Below are 25345 nucleotides of genomic sequence, written 5' to 3' on the forward strand. Positions count from 1 at the left end.
GCATTTTGTGAGCCTCAAGCTTAAGTTGCGCTGACATCGCAACCGATGCAAGCGCGAGTGGTCAACTTGCGCGCGGCACCCCCTCTAGAGCTTCTTCTTCCGTTTCAAAGATTTCAAACACAGAATCCATCATGGTGACTTCAAACACCAGTTTGGCTTCGGGATGAACATTGCAAATGCGGAAACTTCCCTTAACTTTATCCGCATCCCGCATACCTGCTACAAGTGAGGTCAGGCCAGAGCTATCGATAAAGTTAACCTGACCAAGATTCACTACAACATGGCGGCTAAGTTTGGAAATACACTCTTGCAACTTGAGGCGGAATTGCCAAGCTGTAGTGATGTCCAACCGTCCTGTCGGTGCTAAGACGATAACTGTTGTACCGTCTTGAAGCGTGTGGGTTTTTTGATCAATATGAATCACTGACCCTTCCCTCAAATTTATTATCTATCGCGGTGGTTACTGTCCCAGTAGTTTAACTCAGGTCGGTGACTGCTGAGGCATCCAATTCGCCCAATCTTGCGGTTTTAAGAACTTGGAGTAGAGTTCGGCTTCGGGAGAGTTGGGTTCTGGCTCGTAACAATATTCCCAGCGTACCAAAGGTGGCAGGGACATGAGAATCGATTCCGTGCGTCCGTTGGTCTGCAAGCCAAAGGTCGTGCCTCGATCGTACACCAAGTTAAATTCAACGTAACGGCCGCGGCGGTAAAGTTGGAAATTACGCTCGCGCTCGCCGTATTCTTTCGATCGGTGCTTTTCAATAATAGGGGTGTAAGCCGGCAAAAATGCCCGGCCACAATCCTGTACGAAGGCGAACAGCGACTCCCAAGTCCTAGGTTCCGGCGCCCCAATGTTGTTGCTGCACTCAGCCGCCTTGCCTTTGACATGATGGTCGCGGTAAAGCGGGCCTTGAGCGCTTTGGTAGTCAAAAAATAGGCCGCCCACCCCGCGGGTTTCTTGGCGGTGGGGGAGGTAAAAATATTCGTCGCACCAAAGTTTAAATGTCGGATAATATCCGGGATGGTGGCGATCGCAAGCTGCTTTCAGAGTTTTGTGAAAATGAGCTGCATCCTCAGCCAACGGGTAATAAGGAGTCAAATCCACACCGCCGCCAAACCACCAAATCGGCCCAGCCTCAAAATAGCGGTAATTCAGGTGAACCGTAGGCAAGTAGGGATTGCGGGGGTGCAGCACCATCGAAGTGCCAGTTGCATAGAAATCGTGACCTGCGGCTTCTGGGTGCTTTGCCAGAATCAAAGCCGGCAAACTTTCGCCCCACACTTGGGAAAAATTGACTCCACCTTGTTCAAAAACATTGCCTTCCCGCATGACGCGAGAACGTCCGCCGCCACCTTCGGATCGTTCCCAAGCGTCCTCCTTAAATTTGCCAACGCCATCGAGCTGTTCGAGGGATTGACAAATTTCGTCTTGTAGGGTTTTCATAAATTGGCTGACTCTAGCTCTAGAGTCAGCGGGCGGCAAAAACGGGGAAGTGGCGGTTTTAAGTGTTGTAGAAACTGTCATCCGATTTTAGATTTTAGATTTTAGATTTTAGATTGAAGAATTGCGACCACGGATCAATTCGGGGATTGTGACCAAATTGCTTTCGGTCGTAGAAATTCTTGCCGATCGCATTTGAGTTTGAGCTTGACCGTGAGTCCCAAATCCAGTCGTCATGTAATTATGCCACCGTAGGTCGGCAAATGATCGCTATGAAGTTACATTAAAAAATAGCAATAAAAATATACTTAAACGTGCGATCGAAAATTCGCTAACCCAATTGCAGAGCTATGGTGGAGAACACAATGCCCAATACACTCGATGTTAGTTCAGTCTTAGAAATCCTGCGACCCGTGCAAGACCCCGAACTACAAAAGAGTTTGGTGGAATTGAACATGATTCGTAACATAAAAATTGACGGCGGTGTCGTCAGTTTCACCTTGGTGCTGACAACACCTGCTTGCCCGCTGCGAGAATTTATTGTCGAAGATTGCCAAAAAGCGGTCAAACAGTTGCCAGGAGTCGAAAAAGTGGCGGTGGAGGTGACAGCCGAGACGCCGCAGCAGAAGGGAGTGGTCGATCGCCAAGGCATTGAAGGCGTTAAAAATATTATCGCAATTTCCAGTGGCAAAGGTGGCGTCGGCAAAAGCACGGTGGCGGTAAATGTGGCAGTAGCGCTAGCACAAACCGGCGCTAAGGTGGGTTTGCTGGATGCGGATATCTATGGGCCCAACGACCCCAATATGTTGGGTTTGGGGGACGCAAAAGTGATGGTTAGAGACGGAAAAAGCGGGGAAAGCCTGGAACCCGCCTTCAACTACGGCGTCAAATTGGTGTCGATGGCGTTTTTAATTGACAAAGACCAACCCGTGATTTGGCGCGGCCCGATGTTAAACGGGATCATCCGGCAGTTCCTCTATCAGGTGAATTGGGGCGATTTAGACTATTTGATTGTCGATATGCCTCCGGGTACTGGAGACGCGCAGTTGACAATGGCGCAAGCGGTGCCGATGGCTGGTGTCGTGATCGTGACCACGCCACAGACTGTGGCATTGTTGGACTCTCGCAAGGGGTTAAAGATGTTCCAGCAGTTGGGAGTGTCCGTGTTGGGAATTGTGGAAAACATGAGCTATTTTGTGCCGCCGGATATGCCCGATAAGCAATACGATATTTTCGGTTCCGGTGGCGGGGAAAAGACTGCTGCTGAGTTGGGAGTGCCGCTGTTAGGCCGCATTCCGCTGGAAATTCCGTTGCGGGAAGGTGGCGATTCGGGGGTGCCGATCGTGGTGGGGCAACCGGGTTCTGCTTCAGCTAGGGAGTTGCGGGCGATCGCGGGCCGCATTGCCGGTAAAGTTTCCGTAGCAGCTTTAGCCTAACAAACTCTCGTTTCGAGGCTTTACCTCGCGTCTTCCTGTACACGAAGATTTGCCTAGTTCTCAGGCTCTGCTTGGGAACTAGAAACGAGAAAAGGTAAACTATAACCAGCAAACTTAACATTCAAAGAATTATGATTTTTCCAGGTTCGGCAGTTCGAGTTAAAGATAAGGGTGAGATTTACTACGCCTTTCAAGGACAAGTCCAGCGAGTTAGCGACGGAAAGGTCGCGGTACTGTTTGAAGGCGGGAATTGGGACAAGCTGATTACGTTCCGCTTGTCGCAGTTGGAACTTGTCGATGCTACGGCTGGTCGCGCGAAATAGTCCGTTGGTTGTTGACAGTTGTCAGTTGTCAGTTGTCAGTTGTCAGTTATTGTTTATTAGTACCCACTTACAAATAATAATAAATAACAACCAACTGCCAACTGACTAATATCAATTCCGGCTGCGCCGGAATGATATCAAATCCGCGCTTCATCGTCGGGCGTAAAGTAGAATCAAGCTGCCAACAAATAATTCGCGCAATTTTCATTTTTTTGACTCACAGTCAACAGTCAACAGTCAACAGTCAACAGTCAACAATGATTCCGGTTGCACCGGAATCGATATAATATGCGTTTACCTTTACCCCAATTTGCTACAAAAGAGCGCCATCCCGATCGCATTGCTGAGGTGATCGAGACGGCAACTTCGGAGTTTTTGGCTCAATGTTTGGAACCGGAAGACTTAAGCTTTCCCGTGATGCCGCCTTTTGGGAGTTGGGTGAAGGCCGAGGATGAAGAGTCGAAAAATCAAATTTACGGCGTGGTTTATTACGCTACGACTAGCCCGATCGACTCCGTGCACAGAGCTCGCGCTTTGGGTTTGTCGCTGGAAGAGTTGCGGGAAGAACAACCGCAGATTTTTGCGATGCTCAAAACCGAGTTTCGAGTGGCGATTGTGGGGTATGAGGCTGCGCCGGAAAGGTTGAACGGCCACGGCCCATCTAGGGGTAAAATTTATCAGTATTTGCCGCCGCGCCCGCCGCAAATTCACCAGGCGGTTTATCGCTGCGAACCCGATGAGGTGATTGATTTTACGGTGCAGTTGGATTTTTTGAGGACGCTGCTGGGGGTGGCTAATGCGCCGGTGGATGCGCTGACTGCGGCGGCGATTCGGGAGATTTATCAGTTGCGGATGCGCGATCGATCTTGGTTGGTGGAAGCAGGGAGGAGTTTGAGTGTTTTGCTGAAGGATGATTATGACAGGTTGAGGGTGATTTTGAGTCAGATTCATCCGTAGGGAAAAGCTGAATAGTATGTTTGAAACCGATCTTCAAATATTGAGGCGATCGCACCAGCCAGACTCTGGTATTTGATCGGCCTTACAATTAAATTGAGAAGGAAGAAACGATCGCACTTAATTTAAAATGCGATCGCCCCCTTCAGTTTTGCAGAACACTGCGTCTGATGTAAAAGAGCATTTTTGCCCAATTTAATCTAAAGAAACATAGCGAATCAAACTCCGCATGAGCTTGCCGATAGTCGGGGCAGGTAAAATCTGCGACCATTCTTGAACTGCTGCAAAACGACGCAAGTAAAGTGCGCTAACAATTTTATCGATTCCCTTCTGCGAGCCAATCACGAGGATCAGCACAGGTTCCCGGTCTGGTTCAGCAGGCACAGGATTTGGCTGCGATGTCGGCGATGTCGGGATGTCGTTGATATCTGTGGAAACAAAAAGCTGTGTTTGAGTCATTGCGGTCTATCTCCTCGATCTAATAGGTGCTAATTGTCAACTGCTTGCAGTGTAGCGCATTAGATGACAATCAGCAACGTTTACAGGAGGGTGACTCTCTGACACAATCGGGAGCATGGGAAGAGCAGGTAAAGCCCTCAAAAAAATATTAGAGGCATACGATATCAGTCAATATCAATTGGCGGCAAAGATGGAAATCGATCGCTCAAACGTTAGCCGTTGGGTGAGCGAAGAACGAGACCCATCTGCCGAGGCGGTATTTGCCATTAAGCAAGCGTTGCAGACCTTCAATCGGAAGGCGGCTAATGAATTCGTCAGGTTGTACCTGGGAAATGGCGAGGAAAACGATTAGGTTATCAGGTGTGGATGAGACCTCACCCATCGCCCTTGCTGCATTCAAGGGCGATCGCCTATTAGTTTGCAATCATTTATTTAAAGCGAGAAAGATTATATGTGGGTAGAGATAACAGGGGTCCATCAAGTTCCCGAATGGGGTGTGTTGAAGGTAAAAGTTGAGGGGACTTCGCTGATTTTGAATCGTCAAGGGGTGAATGTCACTTGTTACCGCAATGCTTGCACTCATTTAGAATATCCGATCGACATGGGTAAGGTAAGCAGCGGTATCATTACCTGTCCGTTTCATAAGTATCAGTACAAATTAGATAGCGGTAAATGTTTGAATGCACCCGCCGATTCCCTCGAATCTTATCCGGTAAAGATTGAGGGCGATCGCGTTTTTGTAGACATAGATTAGTTATGCGTTAGTCCTTAAGTCCGACAGGGGTTTAAACCCCTGTCTCATAACTCAAGTCGTCTCAAGACGACTGTAGATTAGTATTTGATATCAAGTCCGGTTTAAATACCCCCTCACTCTCTTAGTCTGCGGAGGCAGACTTTGTTTTTTTAGTAGCCGTTCCAACCGCCGAACCATCGAGGGAGTGGCCAACCCGGATTTACTTTCAACCTACCATTTTCGCGCGCCGCTGACGGAAGAAAATGACCAAAAGCCCGATCGCACCTACCGCCAACAGCAACCATTCTTCCGGTTCAGGAACCCCCGAAACATTCAGAGGATTATTCGGCTTACTCAACTCCTCCTTACCGGATTCTACCTCTCTGTCAAATCGATCGCTCTTAGCTTCCGCTGCTTTTAATTGCTCCCTTTGCGCGTCATTAACTAACACAATCATCGAAGAATAAGGCGTCACCACTTTGAAATTTTTAGCTACCGCGTGCATTGCATCCAGTTGCGTCAATTGATTTGAACTTTTCTGCTTGCTAAGTGCAGTTATCAACTGCCGCGCAGCTATCGGTTTAAAGCCTTCATTTCCGGCATTTTTCGGCTCTGCAACTGTCGCCGATTTGGCGGTTTTTTTCGACTGCGGGGTTTTGGCATAACTCCAAGCATAGCCGTCAACAACGCTAACTGTAGATTCGCCCGAAGCTGCTGTGGTTGCTACTCGCTGCATCGCCTCTTTCATATCTGTAGAAACTCCGCCACCGCTATCTTGAATGACCTTTAAAGTTGCGTCGTCGTAGCCGGGGGGCAAACCTCCCAAATGCACTGTCCATAGGGGTGAAGAGATGGAAAGTTTAAGTTTGCGATCGTCCGATAATTCGTAACTATGGCGATCGCTCACCAAAAATACTGTATCGTAACTTTTATCGCCCCGCAACTGTGCAAACTGTTGCAGCATATCTTTGAGCTGGATTGTACCGTAAAATGTCACTTTTGCCGCATCGAAATTGCGTACATCTTCCACAAACTTAGGTGGCATTCCCGCAGCGCTGGCGATATACAAATCAACACCATTTTTGCCTGCTGCATTAGCTTTCAACCATTCAAAAGTCTCTTTTACTTCCTTACTTTCCGCCGCCATGCTGCGGGAAGTATCGAGAATAACTGCAAATTTTTTGCCTTGCGGTAGCGAGTAATTTGCATCAGCCAGCGGCTTAGCAGAAATGATATTTCCTCCCGCTAGAATCGCCTGCTGCGCTGTTAGCGGTTGCTGTGCGGCTGCGGGCAAAAAGGGTGGCAGCCAAGTTTCTCTTGCTTCTTTACCGCTGTATTTTACCTCTTTTTCGGCGATCGTGCGGCGAGTATTTTGGTTCCAAAAAATGTTGCGTTTTTCAGCCAAAACAGGCATCGCCCAACCCTGCGGCTGGCGCATGACTTTGTAAGTAAGCCACAGGTGCATTTCCGTTGGCCCGTCAGTTTGGGTAAATTCTCGTTTTGCCGGGATTGGAAAAGCCCGCAAGCGGTATTGCTTGGGACCAATTTGTTCTAGCAAAGCCGGATCTACTCTTTCTCTCACCTGTTGATTGTAGACTTGTTGGGCTGCACCGCGAGGCGATACGGTAAATACAAAACGTTTGTTTAAATCCCCAGTATCTCCCAGCCAAACTCCTGTAACTGCGGCGCTTTCCGGCAGCGAAAAGTAGTAGAATACTTCTTGCAAGTTCGGCGTTTGATTTTTGTAAACTTCGTAGAGTTGAACGTCAGCCCAGTCGCCGTTTTCTTTGACTGTAACTTCTTGCGACTGCAACCATACTTTTTCTTGATTGACATTGAGCAAACCAGCTTTAGCTTCTTCCCGGTTTGATGTGGACTGTACTGCGTGTTTTACTGCTTCTGTGTCGCCTTTTTGCAGTTCCGTATCGAAGAATTCGCCGTAGAGTTTTTCGGCTTTTTCCACATCAGCACTAGAGCCTTGATACAAAAACGGCGACATTAAAAAATTATAGCTGTTCTGCAAAGTTTGAGCCGCTTCGTCAGGGAAAATCCAAATATTTTTGTATATCTCATAAATGTGGTTGTTTTCTCCTACAGTGCTCAGGTAGCGGTAAGGGGACAAATAAGCGTTAACTAAGCCCGATCGAATCATATCAGACTTGGCTAGTAAAGTTTGGCGAACCGTGTCATTTGCGGGTGGAGTCGCCAGCATTTTCATTACTGCAACTTGTGGCTGCTGCTGCAAAGCCGAGAAAATAGCCAGCCAAGCTGCTATGACTCCCAAACTTCCCATTAGCGCTTTATTTTTCCCGTATTGTGCAGCAAAACTCTGCCATATTTTCCGTCCGGAATGAATGTATAGGAAGCCGTACAGCGAAGGCATGACAACGAATAAGCTACAGGTTAAACCAAACAATATAAATGATAGCGGTATCCAAATTAAAGCCGAGGCCCACGCCCCGTATTTAAACATCTCCAGAAATGGTGAAACCCATGTAAACTTGAAAAATTGAATGACGACAAATAAAAATCCATAAAGTGTATACAATGCCACAGGTAGAGCGTAATAAAGCAGTAATGTTGCCGCCCAAATGCCAACTACTACCATTAAACTGTGACATCCTAGTTGCAGCCACGCACTTCGTTTTTCTCCGATTAACATGAAAAAACGAGGCTGTTGATTATGGGAATTCGGGGAATCGAAAATATTTTGCACATTTTCTCTTTGACCCAGATATCCGTACAGCATTTCCACTGAAAATGCTGCAATGCACAAAGCAATAGTAGCGATGATTTGAGAACTAGCTGGGGTGAGTTCTCGTAGCAGGAACAAGCGCAGCAAACAAAGCAAAAATAGCGGTGCTTCTACGCCGTAAAACCAACGCATTAGCTGTAGGGGTTGCTTGCGAAAACGCCTAGCTCCTATTACAGTACATACAGTGGGTACTGCGATCGTAGCTGCCATCGTCAAAGAAAACTCTAGCGGGATAGTGCCATCGATTGTCGCCTGAATTAAGGGCACTCCTAGAAGAGGCAAAATTCCCAAGTAAACAATCGATAAAAATGTCAAATTCCAAACCCAAAAAATTGTTTGAAAAACTCCATCAAATACCTGTTTGATTTTCATTCATTTCTCCTTGTAAGCTTTGTTTAACGGTATCGTAGACGTTACCAGCAAACTCTTTTACATCATTATTTTCTGCTTGTAGGGATCTGTCAAATAAAATGGAAACTAGCACCCAAGTATGATTTTTATGGGTAATATCGCTGCCGATGCGCGACAAGAAGTTATCGGTAGTTTTCTGGGTCGATTGCAGCCAGTATGCAGCAGATAGTTGGTTGTCTTTGAGAGACAGCCATCGGGCTGTTACTGAAAGAGTTAATTGTTTTTTTTCTATGCGATTGACGGGAATTCCGCTCGCTACAAAACACAACTCGGGGGCGTGATAAGTTTGCCAGGATGTGCTCGCTACTGTGAGCATGGAACCGCGCAAGTTGCCGGCGATAAATCTGATTTTTTGTGTTTGCGTGTCTGGATAGTTGCCAAAGAATTTTTGTTCGCTAGGATTCAGGGGAATCGACTCTGATTTAATGTATTCAGGCAATCTTAAAGGTGCGATCGCCATTTTTGACGTTTCTACATGAGACAGTTGAGCCATGACTGCCAAAACTATGACTGCGGCAATTATTCCGGGTTTGGCTAAAGGGTGATTCTGTAGTATTTCTGAGTTTGATTTTGCAGAAATACCGCTGCTTTTTTTGGGCTGAAATTTCGGTACTCGTTGCAGCATTAACCAGGTCACAAAAGAAGCACATACTAAACCGACAATTCCCAGAGGAACGTGAATAATTTTTGCTATTTTTGGCTGGTTAAACACTTCTGAGACCAGGACTAACACGGCAACCCGCGCAACGTTAGCACATACCAACATGAACAGATTAGCAGCGCCGATTGCTAGCCATTTTAAACTCAATTTACGCCCTTCCAGCCAGGTGGCAGCCAGCAAAAATAGCGTTCCCACTAAGAGGGTTTTAATGCCGCTACAAGGCACGTCAACCTGAGCGATGCCGTTTTCCAAAACGATAATATCGTAAGAAGAAATAGCCGCAACGTGCAGCATAGAGAGCAACTGTTCTACTACCTGAGCAGTAAGCACTCGCGCTGGCAAACCTAAGCCGCTATTCAACTGACTATTAAATGGTAAAATACAAGCCAGGAATCCCGCTATTGGCAAGTTTTTTCGCCAAAAGTTCGGCTCCACCAATAAGCCGCACAGCCCGTAAGTTCCGAGGATAAATAGCAGGACAGTAATTTGTTTGATATCAATTATGTACTGAAGGGCGATCGAGCAAATACCCGCACCCAACATCAACAGCAGCGGATATCGCCTCAAAACGAAATTGGGTGAAAATCCCGGCGGGCGAGCCTCTTCGTGGGCTGCGCTAACGCAGTTCCCGCTCGATCGCACTACTAATGCTACAATCAGGAAGCCAATTACTATTTTATATAGTGTGGGTATCTCAACAAACGAGGATAACAGCCACTTAACAGCCGAGATATTGGCCCAAAACCAAGCAAGCGCCAGCAAAAAAGGAGCCAGCCCAACCAAATTAACCGCAGGATGAGGAGTAACAGAATCTGGAATTGCAGAATCAGTGATATTGGTGCGCTGCATGATACCGCTTGACATTCACGTTGGTGACATCTTAGCTCAGCCAAATTGGTAATGTCCAGACCGATTATTTAAGTTTTGTCAAGCTTCGATTTTCTCTACAGAGAAGCTAGCGTTATAATAATTAATTTTAGCGGAGGTAAAAATGAGCGAAAAAAGCCCAGGATACAAAATTGTTAGCGATAACCGACAAGCGCGCCATCTCTATGAAATTATAGAGACATACCAAGTGGGAATCGAATTAAAGGGAACCGAAGTCAAATCAATTCGGGAAGGAAAAGCCAATTTGCGGGACGGATATGGTTTAGTTCGGAACGGGGAACTGTGGCTAATTAACGTTCACATTTCGCCTTGGAGAAGTGCTAGTAACTATTTTAATCACGAACCCCGCCGCACCCGTAAATTGCTGATGCACAAGCAGGAAATTCGCAAATTAATCGGCAAAGTGGAAGAAAAAGGCTTGACTTTAGTGCCGTTAAAAATGTATTTGAAAGGAGGCTGGGTAAAACTTGATATCGGTTTGGGTAAAGGGAAAAAACTGTACGACAAGCGCGAAGATTTAAAGAAACGCGAAGACAAGCGGGACATGGAAAGAGCGATGAAGCAATTTTAGTCATTAGTCATTAGTCATTAGTCATTAGTCATTAGTCATTAGACCTTTCCTAAAAAGAAACCAAAACCTTTGCTACTCGAAGGTTGAAATTTAGTCTCTGGAGATGTTTATTAGTCACCAGTCATTAGTGATTAATGATTGGTGATTGCTGATTATTGATTGATTATTTTAAATCTAGTTCGGTTAATTACCCATCATAAAATTGTTCGATATACCACGTTGAGAATTTTGAGGACTTCTATCCTCACTACAAACTTAATTAGAGTTATTTCACCGCAGTCCATCTTACAGAAGATTCCAAGTTGAGGAACTACACCCCAGCTCGTTCCATCCCCGTAGGGAAATGGCCCAGGGTAAGTTCCTACACTTCATAAACCTGGAATACGCTGTATCTGCTCATACTGTCGCATACTGTCGATCGACTGACCGTCAGCTAAGTATTATTACTTAGGCAAGGCGAACACTTCCACCTTCTTCCTGCTTCCCGCTTCCTTTTTCCTGAAAATATCCGGATGGCTTGTGGAGTCTCAGGAATGATTAACCTATGCTCGAATACATCTAGGTAGTGGGAGCATTACCCAAGCATTCGGCTGTGGACTGACAAACTCTTATAAGAAATGGGCTCAAACCTGAGTCATTTCGTTTATATGCCATTAGGGTGGCAATTAAATCTGGAAAAAAAATATCGCTCAACTCTCAAGTTAAAAAATGCTAAAAATGACACCATTAGCTAACATTTTCAATGCTATGAAAGAGCCAGGAAAAAAGCATCCGAACTCCAAGTGGGGAGCCTTCTTGCTGATGCTAGCTGTAGGCTTTGGCGGCTGGCAAATTGGGTTGCCGGAACTGGCATCTTTTTTTAATAATATGGCTTTTGAAAACTACAAAGCTAATCGATTCGCTGATACTCAACAAGCATATGAGTTAGCGCTCTGGGTAGATCCAAAAAGCCGAACAGCTCTTTACAATTTAGGATGGCTTTGCGAAGAGGTGCAAGATTTACAATGCGCCCGAGGAAAATATCTGCAAGCTGCAAAACTCGGTCTACCTGCTGCTTACAGCAATCTGGCTCGGTTATATATAGTTGATCAAAAAAACTATCCGGCTGCCGTTCACTTCCTGTGGCAAGGTTTGAAATTAGCTGAGGACGATCAAGTAAAATATTCTTTACTCAAAAACTTGGGATGGGCTCGCCTGGAACAGGGTCGATATTCAGAGGCATTGCAGCATCTGGATGAAGCGATTAAACTTGATAGTGAAGGACCAGCAACTTACTGCTTAAAAGCGCAAGTCCTAGAAAAAATGAAAAATACTAAGGCAGCGCTACCGCAGTGGAAAATTTGTCTAAAGTATGCGGATTCTCAAGAATTCGATGAGGATATATGGATAGGGATGGCACGTCAACGATTAAACGAGGAAAAAACAAATAAATGAAACGCACAGTTTTGTTTTCATCAACCATACTGGCAATTATAACGGTGCTGAAGCTAAGTCAAGCCTCAACAGCACTGCCAACTCCTTCGACTCTTAAAATTACAGTTAATGAATCAGTCGAAACGCCGTTCGACTCCAATCAAGCGAGGAGGCGGCGGTGCAGAGATAGAGATGGTGGAAAATATCCGTGTCCCAGATTCATCATGCCTTCGGATAGCGAAGCATAAGAGTTATTTTCAATGAATTTTGTAGAGTGTACCATCACCACTTTACAGCAACAGGTATGTAGTATGTAGTAGTATGCAGGGTGCCCCGTCCGCACCTTATAGCATTTGAGATTTGAGATTAATAATTGAAGAATTGGAAATAACTTATGGCGATAATGGTTTGCAGCTTGCATAAAGCTGCATTCTTTTTTTGCACTGGTATAACTCTTAATCATTGCTGTATCGGCTATTGCTGGAATCCACACCGGGCGCAGGGCTGTTTCATTCGACCTAGGGGCAAACCCTCGTGAAGATGCCCGATATTTGAAACATCGATTTCATCATCCGTGGAGGGGGTAGGCACGGGGAGTAGGGGTAGCACTACCCCTACAAAACGATGATTTCCCTGAGAATGAAACCGCCCTGCCACCGGGCGGGGAGAAAATCCCCGCCAGCAATTCTATCTACTCGCCCTCGGTCAAAGCTGAATCTTCCTGATGGTGTGAGTTGCTGTAAAAACTAGCAATAATCGCCACCATCAACCACCACAGCATATTAACTTCTGGTCGGTACCAAACGGTATCGACAAAACCGTGGGCCATCATGCCGGCTAAAGTTGCGATCGCCCCTATCAACCAAAACCCCTGATTCGATTTTATATTTTGGATTTTAGATTGGGGATTTTGGGATGCTTCCTCTAAACTAGAGAGTTTAAATTGTGCATCCCGCAGATTCTTTATCTGCAACAAACCTTGATTGACGGTGACAGTCATCAGCCACAGGAAACACATTAAACCGATAAAACCTGTTTCCACCGCAATTTCCAGCAGCACAGAATAAGCGCTCAAAGCAGTGAATTTCGGCCTCATATAAAGCGGATAAACTTTATTAAAAGCAGTGTTTCCCGGCCCAATTCCGAGAATGGGTCGATCGCGAATCATGTCAATCACCGCCGTCCAAACATTAATCCGAAAATTGTTACTGCTGTCACCTCGACCGATAAACATACTCGAAACTCGATCGCGCAGAGGCTCAACTAAAGCCACTCCCAAAATTAAGGCCCCAGCCAAACCTCCTAACCCTAACGGAAGCGCCCAAGTTCGCCAGAACCGAGGCATCAAAGGGCTGTACCAGTACCACAGCAGCACTAAAAACACCACCAGTAGAGCCACAAAACCAATCCAAGCACCCCGGCTGTCCGTGTAGCGCAAACACGCGCAATTCACTATCAGCATCGTCAGCGCTAAAATTTTTGTTCCCCATCCTTTCCACACAAAAAGTGCGGCGGCGCTCAATGCAATGGCTGGCAGTAAATAGGAACCAAGCAAGTTAGGATTTCCCAGAAAGCTGTAAACTCGCGTGACATTGGCTTGAGTAGAAGTCGGATCGTTCCAAGTAGCTAGTGGCGGCACTTTATCAATCCACTGCCGCACGCCGTAGAAACTGACAACTAGAGCGACGTTCAAAAATACGGCAATTAACCACGATCGCCAACGGGGATCTCGCAATATCCGAGCCATCAGCGCAAAAAACAGCAAGTACAGCGTTAGCTTGCTCCAACCAGTAGCAGCGGCGACTTTCACCGGCGACATGGCGGTTGCGACGGTGGCAATGCCCCAGTACAGCAGTACCAGCAAGTGAATCGGCCTCAAGGCGATCGGGCGATCGTCCGAAACAGTCAGCAGCACCCAAAATGCAGCGCTAGCCGCCATCAACACCCCCACCAAGGCATTGTTTACAAACGGCGCCAAACCGAAAGTCAAGGCCAGCAAAACAAAACCCAAGGGTTCTGCCCACTGCATCAGCCAGCTACTCTGCCGCCAACTGCGTAAAGAGCCGATCGCCAAATTGAATAAATAACTTCTACTTTGCCACTGAGAGAGTGGCAAATTTGCCAGAGTTAACTGTTGCCAAACTGAATTCATTTTTAGATTGATTATTGGGAATTGGGAATGGGGAATTGAGTCTAAAAGCATGGACAATTGGTAGTAACTCCAATCTTGCGCCATTCTTCCTGAAGACTTTTCTGGTCGGCTCCCCAAAGAATAAATTTCTTGTGGGTGGGGCACGCGAGCCCGCGCCTAATAGGCTTATTGAGAATGGTGCAACATCTCAGTATTAATTAACAAATGACTTGTTTCTTCTTCCTTCTTCTTTCCATCCGTTACATCCGTTAGAAATCCGTTGCCGAACTTTCTTCTTCCTTCTTTAGCCTTCCAACAATTCTGTAGCATTTGTGCAGGGCAGCCAGAGCACGTAGCGATATCCAGATTCCGGGGTTCCTTGAATCGAGAGTTGACCGCCTTGAATTTCCACCAATTGGCAGCAAAGCAGCAGCCCCAAGCGTTCCCGCGCCCCGTAACCAGCTAAAACAGGTGCGCTATCCTCTGCATTCTGTGCCACCAAAGCCGCCAACTCAGAAAACGCCAGCGTTAAGCGCTGCGAACCCTGTGTCGGGAATTGCGGTTCGAGTCCGAGGGAGTCGGTTTCGGAGTTCGATGGCGAACCGCTACCAGATCCGGCATTCAACAAGTAGTCGGTGTAGAGTTTAGCATGGGGCAAACTTTCCCCTAACCAAGGATGAAAAACCCAAACTCCGATGTTGATACCGTCTTCTTTCCGAGAAACGTGGACTCGAATCACGCTGCCTGCCCCAGCAGATTGAATAATGCTAAAAATTAAGTGGTGCAGCATTTGCTGAACCTTATCTTTATCTACCAACCAGATGCGCGACCCGGGCCCCATCGACAAATTAATTTCTTGCTCTCGTCTACTTGCCACCGAGGACAGGATTGTTACAACCTGCTGGCACAAAGTTTCTATATCGACTGCGGTTCGCTTCAAGGTGAAAGCAGAATCATCTAGTTCTGCCAGTTCCAAAATTTCTTCAACTAGCGATCGCAAAGAGCGGCTGCTGTCTTGGATTACGTCAATATATTCTTTTTGCTTGCTCGTTAAGGGGCCATAAATTTCTTGTTTCAACACGCTTGCCATGCCGAGGACAGAAGTGAGTGGTGTGAGCAATTCCTGCGCTAAATTATTTAGCAGTTTTACCTTAATTGAGTTAGTAGACAAATCGATAGGTTTGTTAGTCATCGCTAATTTTTATTGGTTCATTGTCGAGCGAGGGTTTGCGGTTCATTAGACCTCTTCCAAAAGTCTATAACAATTTGTTTATAATTCACCAAAAAAAACGTAGTGAATAAACATATATATTCCTTCTTCCCTAGAAGCTCTTGTTTATCTGAGTAATTAAGATTTAATCATTGCTTCTAAAGCTGATTGTAAGTCTTGAGTGAGTTCGGCAACTGCTAACCTGCGGCTGGTTTGATATCGATCCCAACGATCGCTCACTGATATGGGTTCGCCCACGGTCATTTGTACTTGCTGTTTGCCCAACTTGGGGCGACCGAAAGGATTTCCCCCTTTGATGCGAGCCAGTACGTCCCACAGCAGTAAAGTTGTTTCTGCCAAACGTTCTGCTGTCAGTTGTTCTTCGACGTACCTGCCCGTGACGGACACGAAACTTTCTACAAGTCTCATGTGCCACATCCGAAGACTTGCTTCTTCAGCGAGGCGATCGGCTAATCCTCTTTCTAAGGGAGAAAGTGCTGCAATATCTTTGATATCTTCTCGATAAATATACTCCCAGCCTGCTTGTTCCAGACGGCGGCAGCGATCTATTAAACTGCCTTTGGGCTTTAAGTTAAAATATTCTTCTGCTACTTGCAAACCCACGTCTAACAAAGCTTTCAGTCGAGCTATCATTACTTCATTGCCCGAATCATTTCCCATTTTTTCTGGTAGCGATAATGATGTCAAAATAGATGTTTCAGGCAGTAAAGTTTTATGATAAAAACGGCTGTAAAATTCTTCCATTACTGCTAGCAAATGGCTGCCCAGTCGAATCAGGCGCAAATATTGGAATTTGTGATTGTGGTTTTCGGGATCGGAATTTGCAGTATTTAAATTTTCGATTTCGGTGCGATCTAATGCGGGCAGTCCGCAATCAATTTCTAATTGAGTTAAAAGTTTTTCTAGGGGTTGCCAAGGTGGGTTGATATAGCGGTATTGAATGCCGATCGGCACAATTACAACTTTTTCAGTGCGTCCGGCTTTCAGCAAATCTTCAACGCACCAGAAGCCCATTTGAGCTATTCCCGGTTCGAGGGGGCTAACTATTTCATTGTGACCGTTGGTAGCGCCTTCTGGGGCGGCGGCGATCGGGAATTGGCTGTTGGCAAATAAATTGCGGGCCGATCGCAATCCGACGCGATCGATTTTACCGCGAACGATCGGAGTGCCACCGAGTTGGGAATACAACCAGCCGACTCCCGCACCGGCCCACAGGGGAATGCCGCGATCGTAGATAAAGTGGGAATGTACCGGGAATTGCAGGGGAATACCTTTGGCGCGCGCTGCTTGGGGAACGAGTTTCCAAATTAGTTGTCCCAAACAGTAGGGATCGTCTGAGTTGGGGTGGCGGAAGGCTAGCAAGAAGCGAACTTTCTGATTTTGAAATTGGTGGAATAGTTCGGCGAGGGTTTCGACGTTTTCGGCTTGAACGTGGCTGATACTCGTCCGAAATCGCAGCCACCACGGGAATATTTGCTTACAACCTTGCATCACTAGCGGGTTGTAGGCTGGGGGTATGAATTCCAGTGGCGGCTGAACTTGGCTAATTGAATTGGGCATTTTGCTATTTTAAATTTTAGATTTTAGATTTTAGATTACTAGGTTGGGGTAAAAACTTCCAATTTTTATGATGCTGAAGTTTTTTTTATTAACCGCAGAGGACGCAGAGGACACGGAGGAAGAGAGGAGATAGCAAAGGGTGTCAATTTAACGTCAAAAGTATTACCCGTCTTGGATTGAATATCATGTCTAGTCGATCGACCCCAATATTTTGGTCGGGGCGGGTTTAGAGGATTTCTGGCTTATATTACAGATCGGGGGTGAACTCGCCTTGACCAGAATTACGATTATTTTACAGGACTAGATATGAAACCATCATCTTTTTTACCCCCCTGTCCTTGACAAGGGGGATGCGAGGGGGTCAATCGATTTTAGATTTTAGATTTTAGATTTTAGATTTTAGATTTTAGAATTGACCCCACGGATAAGTTCGGGGGGCAATTTTCATCGGATACAGGTTTTTTATTTCTCCAGGAATGAAGCCGGGGGCTTGTATCCTGGATGCTTTCGGTCGGAAACTCGACTAAAAACGAGATTTATCCTCAGTTTCAGCCTTCAACGCAGATTTTTGCAGTCTAAAATCTCAAATCTCAAATCCTATTGTGCGGCTTCAAAGATCATTTCTTGGAAGTTAATGACATCCGATCGCGGATCGCAGTGGGTGACTTTGACTTCTAGCCGATCGCCTATGGCGACCGATCGACCAAATCGCATTGCCAATTCTAAACCCAAATCTTCCAATAAAATCAATCCGAGATTGCTGTCTTCCCTCAGCCAGCGCAGCATTAAAGCTTCCCAAACTTCATCGGGGTTGCGCCGCAAATATTCCAATCCCCAATAGCGGTTTGTTTGGCGTTCTACGGTGGATGCTTCTTTAACTGCGGTGCCGAGACACATCACAATGTCCTGTATTTCTTCAGCAGTAAAAGGTAGGGGTTCGCCCCGCAGGTGGGCTTTGATTTGGAAGTGAGTCAGCAAATCGGTATAGCGGCGGATCGGGGAAGTAACTTGAGTGTATAATTCCAAACCCAAGCCGGCGTGGCGTCCGGGGGTGAGGCCCATTTCGCTGCGGGGCATACACCGACGCACAGCGCAAGCGCGGGCGGGGCCTGCGGGTACAGCCAGCAGTTCTTCATCGGGAGGGAGTTCCGGCTGTGGCTGATAGCGGTAGGGTATGGGCAGGCTGTGAGTTTGACCGTAGCGGGCGGCGAGTTCGCCGGCTAAAATCATCATTTCGGCTACTAGCATCCGGGCTGTGGAGTCGTCGATGACGTGGATTTTGATGTCGTCGCCGTTGACTTTGATGACGGATTCTGGCATGAAAATGCTGATTGCGCCTTGGGCTTCCCGCCATTTTTGGCGCAGTTTTGCTGCAGAGGCGATCGCTGCTATTTCCGGTTCTGCTTCGATTCCCAACTCCAGCATTTCATCTACGTCATCGTAGGTCAAGCGGTAGGTGGGTTTTATGGTGCTGATGTGGATGCTGTAATCTTGAGCCGCGCCGATTTCGTCTAAGGTGACGCTGAAGCTGAGCGCGCTGCACTCTTTGCCTTGAATTAAACTCATCGGCCCGGTTGCCAAAGCTGGGGGAAACATGGGGATCATTCCCGTGGGCAGGTAAACCGTAGTGGTGCGCTTTCTGGCTTCGAGGTCGAGTTCGTCTCCGGGGGAAAGCAAGCGGGTGGGATCGGCAATGTGTATCCAGATCCGCTGCTGGCCGTTTTCGAGGAATTCTAAGCTGAGGCCGTCGTCGATTTCGGTGGTGCTTTCGTCGTCGATCGTGTAAACCTTGAGGTGAGTTAAATCGAGACGATTTGTGTCGGAGTCGGTTGGGGGATTTTCTAGGCAGCGTTGGGCCACTTCTAATACCTTTGCGGAGAATTGTAGGGGAATTTGGCTGCGCCGCAAAAACAGGTTTTCGTGGGTACTCCAGAGGCCGAGCTCGACTAGGAGACCAAATGCTGCTTCAGGGTTTTCGGATCGTTGTAAGCTGGCTAAAGTTTCTAAGGCTGGGGTGCGGTGCGTTGCTTCTTCTCCGAGGAGGGCAAAGCGTTCTAGGGCGTCGAGGCGAGTTCGATCGCTATTTTCCCAATCGACATTTTCCCCTGCCAGCCGCTGTTTGACTCGATCCCAAAATCCTTGGGATTCTTGGTGTCGCTGCTGTTCTACTTCTTGCTGGTGTTTGATTTCGGCTACTTGGGCGGCCGGTCGCGGTTCGTAGCGATCGCCCTTTTGTTTGAAATACAGTTTGTCTGTTGATAGCAAACAGTAAGCCGCGTAACACTGGGCCGCACTACTCTCCGAAAATAGCAGCATTGCCAGGGATTCGGGATCTGCTGTTTCTCCGTCGCCGACTAGGAGTTCCCAAGCTACTTCCAAACTCGACGGATCTGAGTAGGCTTCTACTTCTTTGAGAAATTTGGGAATGTCGGAGGGTTTGTAAGTTTCTCCGACTACTTCGTAGCTGATTTGTTTGGGCGGTATGCTGTGCGGTTGACCGTTTTCGTCTACCACGACCCAGTTTTTCTTGCCATCGGGGCGATCGGCAACTGCCAGACGGCGGTCGCCGTGCACTCTAAATTCTACTAACGTTCCCTTCTCCACTTGCCAGCTTTATATTTGAGATTTTGGATTTTTACAATAGCCACTTATCGAGTTTCGACTTTGCGATTTTAGATTTTGGATTTTGGCAATTTTTCTGGTCAATTGTGAAAGTTAAAATCTAAAAAGTTGTTCTTTTTCTTCTTTCTTTTTTAACTTTTTACTTTTGATTAAGACTTGCGCTGCAGCGACTCTTAACCCTATTTCGCGATTATTTCGCTGCATTCTTGCTGCACTCTTAATGGCAGAAAGACGTTGTTTTCGCGCCAGTCTTATTCCAGTCCAAAATCTAAAACCCAAAATCCCAAATCCTGTTAACCTTCTTGGTTTACGAAGGGCATCAAAGCTACAATTCTTGCTCTTTTGATACTTCTGGTCAGGTCTCGCTGCTGCTTTGCCGTCAAACCGGTAATCCGGCGGGGCAAAATTTTACCGCGTTCTGTGACGTATTTTTTGAGCAAATCGACATCTTTGTAGTCGATCGGGTCTCCTGGTTTGATGGGCGAAACGCGCCGGCGAAAGTAAGTCATGGTTTGTTGTTTTTTGACTGTTGACTGTTGACTGTTGACTGTTGACTGTTGACTGTTGTCTGTTGACTGTTGACTGTTGTCTGTTGACTGTTGACTGTTGACTGTTGTCTGTTAACTGTTGTCTGTTGACCAATAACAACTGACAACTGACAACTGACCATTGACAACTGACCACTGATCTACTTGATCTCTTTGTGGGCAGTGTGGCTGTTGCAATGGGGGCAGAACTTTTTGAGTTCTAGCCGCGCCGTCGTGTTGCGACGGTTCTTGGTGGTGGTGTACCGAGACACGCCTTTTGAGCGTTTGCTTACGTTTGTACGGCACTCAGTACACTCTAGAGTAATTATGATGCGGACGCCTTTAGCCATAATTCTAAATAAATTTCGACTAATTTAAACACAATTTATTATCTTCTCACATTGCTCTGCACTTGGTCAAGCAATCTTCTAACTTTGATGTCGAGGGAGTAGCCACGGCGGGTTCCAACTACGATCGTCCCGCCGATGCGATCGTGGAAAGCTTGGGGAAACCTTTCGGCGGAGGTGAGGGCAACGCTACAGTCGATCGCCAGGGGCAGCATCAGCAGCAAGACGGCGGCGTTGGTAGATGTGAGCCCACCTATACCTGCGAAGGCTAAGGCGGCGCAAAAGCCCAGCAATGCCTCGCGCTTGCAGAGTTCTTGCACTCCGGGAGTCCGGTGGAATCTGGTATCGGCAATTTTCATGTCCAAGGCCCAGCGCCCCAGACTTTGACCTTGGTTTTTCCTGACGATGGCTACGCGCATGATCAGCCACAGCAGGACAAAAAATATGGTTTGGACGATCGCATTAGTACCCAGAAGCAAACTGGGCAGCCAAACTGCGATTCCGTCGATGCAGAGGGCCGCAGCGCGGCGGCCGACGGATACTTTGGGAAGGAGAGGTACTAAATCGGAACTCATAGGCAAAAAGGTCGATCGCCACTAGCTACTTTTTCATTTTTCATCTTAAGCTGTGGATTAATCGATCGGCATCAATGGCGCGTCACTCAACTTCCAAGCCAACCGCTAATTATTCAAGCTGAAAATGGATTTTCGCCAATTCCCAACTGCTTTTTCGACTTTTCCACCTGTTCCCACAGTGTTTGGATCTGAGTAAATGCCTGTTCCACAGAGATTTTACCGTTAGATGTCAAGGAACTGATGTAACCCACTCGCTGAGAAAACTCTTGTAAATTCGCATTAAATACCAAATTCTCTGGTTTTACCTCACCGTAATAGCGATTTTGAGGATATAAAAAATTTGAATTTGCTACCATTGCTTTAACCTCGCATGAAAAGTTGTTTCCTGAACTAATCAATAATATTATAAACCGCGAACACCTGCTAAAGTTGTGCCGTAAGTAGCAGAAATCATGTGACATTGGGCGAACTTTTTTGTGATGGCAATTACACGGACTGATCGGGGCAACAAAAACCTCAGTAATTTCACCTGTATAGCTTACGCAGGCGGGGTCAACAACCAGGTTTCTGCCTTAAGGCTTATAACTTAGGATGTGGCGTCCAAACCAGGTTTTTGTTAGTCCATGACTGAGTTATTGAAATAAGTGACAAAAACCCCTGAAATGGATAATATTATTGCAGACATAAATAGTTAGAGTTTTAATAGGAATCTGCGTAATGTCTCCCAATGCGCTATCGCCCCGTCCCAAACCCCGGCTGAGGAAATTTTTAATTAGACTTGCCATTGCCGTAATTGCTGCTGTTATCGCCTTCAACCTTCCTCACTCCTTAATTCCAGTGTTTAAAGAATCCGTATCCCAAGCAACGCCGGCACCAGAAATCCAGAACTTGCTCACCGGCAAGCGCAAAATTGTGATAGTGGGCGACAGCATCACCGAGGCGGGGAAATACCCCGGAGGTTACGTTTGGCTGCTAGAACGCTATCTGAATGCCCTTTATCCCGATCGCAAAATCGAAATCATCAACGCCGGGATCGGCGGTAACAAATCGACTGATATGCAAGCGCGCTTCCAGAAAGATGCGATCGATCAAAAGCCAGGTTTAGTGATGATTAATGTCGGAGTAAACGACGTTTGGAACGCTTTCTTCGACTTCCCAAACAATCAGTTTTATCCGGAAGGCAACTGGTCCGCAGGAGTGCAAGTGGCAGAATATCGGGAGAAAATAACTCAAATGGTGCTGGCCGCAAAAGCCGCAGGAATTCGACTTGTACTGCTTTCTCCTACTCTGATAGGGGAAAGTATCGACGGCCCAGAAAATCGCAGGTTGCAACAGTATGTTGCCGCGATGCGAGAAATTGCGTTAGAGAATCAGTGCTTGTTTATTGATTTGAATGCGCCTTTTCGGGAAGTTATCGGCACGTATCAAAAGCACGCGGGCAAGACTCTGAATTTGTTGGCTGCAGATGGAGTGCACCCAAATCAATCGGGATATCGAATTATGGCTTTTACTATCTTGCGCGGTTTGGGCGTACCCGCAAAGGATATTGAGAATTTGGAAGTCAAAAATTGAATTTTTGAATGTAGTTAACAGTTGACTGTTGGCTGTTAAGTGAAAGTATCAAAGCTACAAGCCCCCTGATTTATATCGGGGGTAAATTATTCCCATATAAAATCTAAAATCTAAAATCATTCAATCGGCGGATGATACCGCTTTAACCAACAGCTACCGATAATCACCAACGCCACCACAACTATAATTTCCGTCCAAAAAAAGGAAAGGAAATCGCTGGCAGTTCCCACGGGAGGCACCCCCGGTTGAGCGTTGCGAATCGCTGGAAAAGCAAACAGCATGACAGCAGTCCAACTCAACATTCCCACTTCCGGCAACTTGCCTGATTTCATCACTTTCAATGCTAGCAAAAGCGCCATAATTGACAGCACCCACATGATCACAATTATTACTAACGCAAAGAATTTCACCGGCAGCGATCGAGTTGCAGAAACATCGATATAAATAAAAATAGATGAATTCTCTTCCATCGGCTTATAGCTGATGTCGAAACCGGGAACATCGGCATGAAAATTAAATTCCAGCGGCACGGGATTCAGTTCAAAGGGAGCAAACTTTTTACCAATTGAAGGCAGCGGGTCAATCGAAATAGCTACTTTAGCAATGTGCCTGTCAAATGGGTAATTGTTAATTTTTCCTTTGACTAAGTTAAACTTCAATGCAGGGACAATCATCGGTTTGCCTTCTTTAAAGGTAATTTCCGAATCTTGTACGTTTGCGCCGTTAACTGTCATTAACAAGTCTTGCGCCGGGTAAGTTGGCCCTTTTTTATAGATACCTTTGAGTTCAAACTGCAAGCGGGCTTCTAGTTCGTTTTTAATGGGATCAACGGCAATTAATGTCATTTTGACCTCAACCAAGCCTTTGGACGCTACAGTGCTTTCTGGAGAGGGATTATAAGGCTCTTGAGCGTTAGCATTGTGAGAATAAATAGATAGGATGATTGCCAAAATTGCGACCAGACTGCAAATTAAAATAAGTATTTTTTTTAGATTAAATTTGTTGACTGTTTGCATTTACTATGGATTTTTCTGTGTAAATTGTTGTTAGTATTTCCCGCACTCTCCGCAGTCAGTCAGCCAGGGGTGTAAACCCCTGGCTCATAGCTAAATTCGGTTAAAAGTGAGATATTAGAGCATTCTCAATTACTTGTTTAGGAACAGGCAAGATGCCTGTTCCACAAGAGTTCAATTTTCTTTTTTGTGGGGTGGGCATTCTGCCCGCCCATAGTAGCCGAACTACGAACCGATAGGAAGCAATACATTTGGCGTGAAACTTCCGTGCAAGCCGTAGGGAATGTGCTGTTTTAAATGCAAGCGCGCTAGGGGTCCTTTGGTGATGTCGCGAGCATCTAAAATCACTAAGGTCGATCGATGATTAGCTGCATCATACATTAAAACCAGCAGCCAGCCGTCATCCTCGGCAACAGCATCGGGACGGGTAACAAACACCGGTTCCCCCGCAAAACCGCGCGGCGCCGCACTCCAAATTTGCCTTTCACCAGTCACAAAATCAATTTTGAGGATAGCTTGCAAAGGAGCATTCCCAGTGGGAGCATCAGCAGCACCGATATAAAGATATCGGTAAGGTTGTCCGACATTATTGGGATGCAGAGTTGGAAACTCGCAGCACCGAGTTTCAACAACTTGATGCTGCACGGTTTTGTCTTGCAAATTTAACTTAAACCGCCACAATTCGCCCGCTGGAACGCTGTCAAAATCAACCTCGCGAAAATCGCCGTCCTCTTCTACATTTGGAAACGATTCATAACAAACTGAGTCAACAAAAACTTCGTCTCCTTCTTCCCATGCGTTGCAGTGGTGGAAGACAAAACAAGGTTCAGTTTCTAATATCTTTACCTCGTCAGTGCCGTTGCGGGAAATTAAAATTGCTTGCGTTGGCTTGTTTGGCGAAAATTGAATACACTGGGCGGCACTCCGAAATCCTAACACGAAAAGCAGCGGATTGAAGCTGACGGGATTTTGGAAGAATATGCAGTAATTCGGGGTAATTACCATGTCGTGCAGGAAGGCAAAACCCGGTATTGCATGGGCGTGACGCTGCAAAAGTTTGCCGCTTTCGTCGAGTTCGTAAATGGTAATTGTACTCGACAAACCTGGTTTGACGGAAAAGTTGATTAATCTGTCTCCTTTGCCATTTTTCCCTTTTTCAATTCTGGGGTGGGCGGCGAAGGCTTCACCGGGTTCCAAGATGCCGTCTAGAGTATCTAAGCCGAGTGTTTCTAGGGTGCGGGGGTCGAGTCTGTAGGGCTGTGCGGCTTCCCAAAGTGCTAGCAGTTTGTCGCCCCAATAAATGATGTTGGTGTTGGCAATGTTTTTGATTTTGACATCAAAGATGTTGGCTAGCCAACCCCCTGGTTTCTGTGTGCCGAAAACGCCTCGGTGGAGAATTTTTCCGGCTTCTTGTTCGGCGAGATAGCCTTCTGTGCGGACGAATCGGTTGCGGAAATGGGCGCGGCCTTCGGATATTGCGATCGCACAAACCATCCCGTCACCGTCAAACGGGTGGTGGATGCGTTGGCCGTTGACCTCTAATAATCCGGGCCCGTTGCGAAAGAATGTGCCTTGCAAGTCGGCGGGGATTTCGCCTTCTATGTCGTCAATCCAGTAGTCGGATTCGTTGGGTTGGGATTCGTACCCGCGCTGCCAGTCTGTGCGATCGTATGATACGTTTTGAGCTGCGGTTTGAGGTTGAGAAATCTGTAAGTTTGGCAT

25 protein-coding genes are annotated in these 25345 nt (G+C 46.6%); 9 read left to right on the top strand and 16 right to left on the bottom strand.

What is annotated here, in order from left to right; translation table 11 throughout:
- Positions 1-61: 61 nt before the first annotated feature.
- Positions 62-424 carry an STAS domain-containing protein gene (locus Q5691_RS08930; protein ID WP_006631392.1) on the bottom strand — a complete coding sequence of 121 codons (363 nt, stop codon included), beginning with the start codon at positions 422-424 and terminating at the stop codon, positions 62-64.
- A 57-nt stretch (positions 425-481) separates the two neighbouring features.
- Entirely contained in the window at positions 482-1525 is a 1044-nt protein-coding gene (gene hemF / locus Q5691_RS08935) for an oxygen-dependent coproporphyrinogen oxidase (RefSeq protein WP_333211153.1), read from the bottom strand.
- Positions 1526-1806: 281 nt separating this feature from the next.
- Between hemF and Q5691_RS08940 the strand changes: the two genes are divergently transcribed.
- Positions 1807-2877, top strand: a complete 1071-nt coding sequence (locus tag Q5691_RS08940) for an Mrp/NBP35 family ATP-binding protein (protein WP_333057242.1) — start codon at positions 1807-1809, stop codon at positions 2875-2877.
- Between the two features lie 131 nt (positions 2878-3008).
- A complete protein-coding gene (locus tag Q5691_RS08945) occupies positions 3009-3200 on the top strand; it encodes an NAD(P)H dehydrogenase subunit NdhS (protein WP_015175937.1) in 192 nt (63 codons plus the stop codon).
- Positions 3201-3267: 67 nt separating this feature from the next.
- On the opposite strand, the gene Q5691_RS08950 is transcribed toward Q5691_RS08945, so the two are convergent.
- Positions 3268-3408 (bottom strand): hypothetical protein, encoded by a 141-nt coding sequence (locus Q5691_RS08950; protein WP_333211151.1) that lies wholly within the window; start codon positions 3406-3408, stop codon positions 3268-3270.
- An 80-nt stretch (positions 3409-3488) separates the two neighbouring features.
- Between Q5691_RS08950 and Q5691_RS08955 the strand changes: the two genes are divergently transcribed.
- Complete coding sequence (locus Q5691_RS08955; protein ID WP_333173180.1) at positions 3489-4157, top strand: HAS-barrel domain-containing protein; 669 nt, start codon at positions 3489-3491, stop codon at positions 4155-4157.
- Positions 4158-4349: 192 nt separating this feature from the next.
- Here Q5691_RS08955 and Q5691_RS08960 read toward each other — a convergent pair whose 3' ends face one another.
- Positions 4350-4613: a peptide ABC transporter substrate-binding protein gene (locus tag Q5691_RS08960; protein WP_333211149.1), complete on the bottom strand. Its 264-nt coding sequence runs from the start codon at positions 4611-4613 to the stop codon at positions 4350-4352.
- Positions 4614-4728: 115 nt separating this feature from the next.
- On the opposite strand from Q5691_RS08960, the gene Q5691_RS08965 reads away from it, so the two are divergent.
- Positions 4729-4965, top strand: coding sequence for a helix-turn-helix transcriptional regulator (locus Q5691_RS08965; protein ID WP_333344537.1), 237 nt, complete (start codon positions 4729-4731; stop codon positions 4963-4965).
- Between the two features lie 99 nt (positions 4966-5064).
- The gene (locus Q5691_RS08970) at positions 5065-5367 is read left to right on the top strand and encodes a Rieske (2Fe-2S) protein (protein ID WP_333211147.1); all 303 of its coding nucleotides are present in this window, start codon (positions 5065-5067) and stop codon (positions 5365-5367) included.
- A 205-nt stretch (positions 5368-5572) separates the two neighbouring features.
- Here Q5691_RS08970 and Q5691_RS08975 read toward each other — a convergent pair whose 3' ends face one another.
- Both Q5691_RS08975 and xrtO read right to left on the bottom strand, forming a co-directional pair.
- On the bottom strand, positions 5573-8473 hold the full coding sequence (locus Q5691_RS08975) for a TIGR02921 family PEP-CTERM protein (protein ID WP_333344540.1): 2901 nt from the start codon (positions 8471-8473) through the stop codon (positions 5573-5575).
- On the bottom strand, positions 8451-10037 hold the full coding sequence (gene xrtO, locus Q5691_RS08980) for an exosortase O (RefSeq protein WP_333344541.1): 1587 nt from the start codon (positions 10035-10037) through the stop codon (positions 8451-8453). Before xrtO ends, Q5691_RS08975 begins: the two co-directional genes overlap by 23 nt.
- 127 nt (positions 10038-10164) lie before the next feature.
- Between xrtO and smpB the strand changes: the two genes are divergently transcribed.
- From smpB to Q5691_RS08995, 3 genes are all read left to right on the top strand, one after another.
- The gene (gene smpB / locus Q5691_RS08985; protein ID WP_006631384.1) at positions 10165-10632 is read left to right on the top strand and encodes an SsrA-binding protein SmpB; all 468 of its coding nucleotides are present in this window, start codon (positions 10165-10167) and stop codon (positions 10630-10632) included.
- A gap of 717 nt (positions 10633-11349) precedes the next feature.
- On the top strand, positions 11350-12066 hold the full coding sequence (locus tag Q5691_RS08990) for a tetratricopeptide repeat protein (protein WP_333344543.1): 717 nt from the start codon (positions 11350-11352) through the stop codon (positions 12064-12066).
- Positions 12063-12293 (top strand): Osc7112_2153 family protein, encoded by a 231-nt coding sequence (locus tag Q5691_RS08995; protein WP_333307771.1) that lies wholly within the window; start codon positions 12063-12065, stop codon positions 12291-12293. Before Q5691_RS08990 ends, Q5691_RS08995 begins: the two co-directional genes overlap by 4 nt.
- Before the next feature lie 443 nt (positions 12294-12736).
- On the opposite strand, the gene Q5691_RS09000 is transcribed toward Q5691_RS08995, so the two are convergent.
- From Q5691_RS09000 to Q5691_RS09035, 8 genes are all read right to left on the bottom strand, one after another.
- On the bottom strand, positions 12737-14197 hold the full coding sequence (locus Q5691_RS09000) for an IctB family putative bicarbonate transporter (RefSeq protein ID WP_333307773.1): 1461 nt from the start codon (positions 14195-14197) through the stop codon (positions 12737-12739).
- A gap of 283 nt (positions 14198-14480) precedes the next feature.
- Positions 14481-15368, bottom strand: a complete 888-nt coding sequence (locus tag Q5691_RS09005; RefSeq protein WP_333211136.1) for a histidine kinase dimerization/phospho-acceptor domain-containing protein — start codon at positions 15366-15368, stop codon at positions 14481-14483.
- A 156-nt stretch (positions 15369-15524) separates the two neighbouring features.
- Complete coding sequence (locus Q5691_RS09010; RefSeq protein ID WP_333344545.1) at positions 15525-16967, bottom strand: 1-acyl-sn-glycerol-3-phosphate acyltransferase; 1443 nt, start codon at positions 16965-16967, stop codon at positions 15525-15527.
- 597 nt (positions 16968-17564) lie between these two features.
- Positions 17565-19571, bottom strand: coding sequence for a ribonuclease R family protein (locus Q5691_RS09015; RefSeq protein WP_333344547.1), 2007 nt, complete (start codon positions 19569-19571; stop codon positions 17565-17567).
- 311 nt (positions 19572-19882) lie between these two features.
- Positions 19883-20098 carry a 30S ribosomal protein S18 gene (gene rpsR, locus Q5691_RS09020; RefSeq protein ID WP_006631377.1) on the bottom strand — a complete coding sequence of 72 codons (216 nt, stop codon included), beginning with the start codon at positions 20096-20098 and terminating at the stop codon, positions 19883-19885.
- A 179-nt stretch (positions 20099-20277) separates the two neighbouring features.
- Positions 20278-20466, bottom strand: a complete 189-nt coding sequence (gene rpmG / locus Q5691_RS09025) for a 50S ribosomal protein L33 (protein WP_006631376.1) — start codon at positions 20464-20466, stop codon at positions 20278-20280.
- 38 nt (positions 20467-20504) lie between these two features.
- Complete coding sequence (locus tag Q5691_RS09030) at positions 20505-21038, bottom strand: RDD family protein (RefSeq protein ID WP_333344549.1); 534 nt, start codon at positions 21036-21038, stop codon at positions 20505-20507.
- A gap of 113 nt (positions 21039-21151) precedes the next feature.
- Complete coding sequence (locus Q5691_RS09035) at positions 21152-21394, bottom strand: DUF7219 family protein (RefSeq protein WP_190658612.1); 243 nt, start codon at positions 21392-21394, stop codon at positions 21152-21154.
- A 361-nt stretch (positions 21395-21755) separates the two neighbouring features.
- On the opposite strand from Q5691_RS09035, the gene Q5691_RS09040 reads away from it, so the two are divergent.
- Positions 21756-22610, top strand: coding sequence for an SGNH/GDSL hydrolase family protein (locus Q5691_RS09040; RefSeq protein ID WP_333344551.1), 855 nt, complete (start codon positions 21756-21758; stop codon positions 22608-22610).
- A gap of 116 nt (positions 22611-22726) precedes the next feature.
- On the opposite strand, the gene Q5691_RS09045 is transcribed toward Q5691_RS09040, so the two are convergent.
- Positions 22727-23560 (bottom strand): DUF4436 family protein, encoded by an 834-nt coding sequence (locus Q5691_RS09045; protein WP_333211126.1) that lies wholly within the window; start codon positions 23558-23560, stop codon positions 22727-22729.
- A 288-nt stretch (positions 23561-23848) separates the two neighbouring features.
- Positions 23849-25345 carry a carotenoid oxygenase family protein gene (locus Q5691_RS09050; RefSeq protein ID WP_333211124.1) on the bottom strand — a complete coding sequence of 499 codons (1497 nt, stop codon included), beginning with the start codon at positions 25343-25345 and terminating at the stop codon, positions 23849-23851.

This window comes from Microcoleus sp. w1-18aA5, assembly GCF_036701705.1.
Classification (GTDB): Bacteria; Cyanobacteriota; Cyanobacteriia; order Cyanobacteriales; family Microcoleaceae; genus Microcoleus.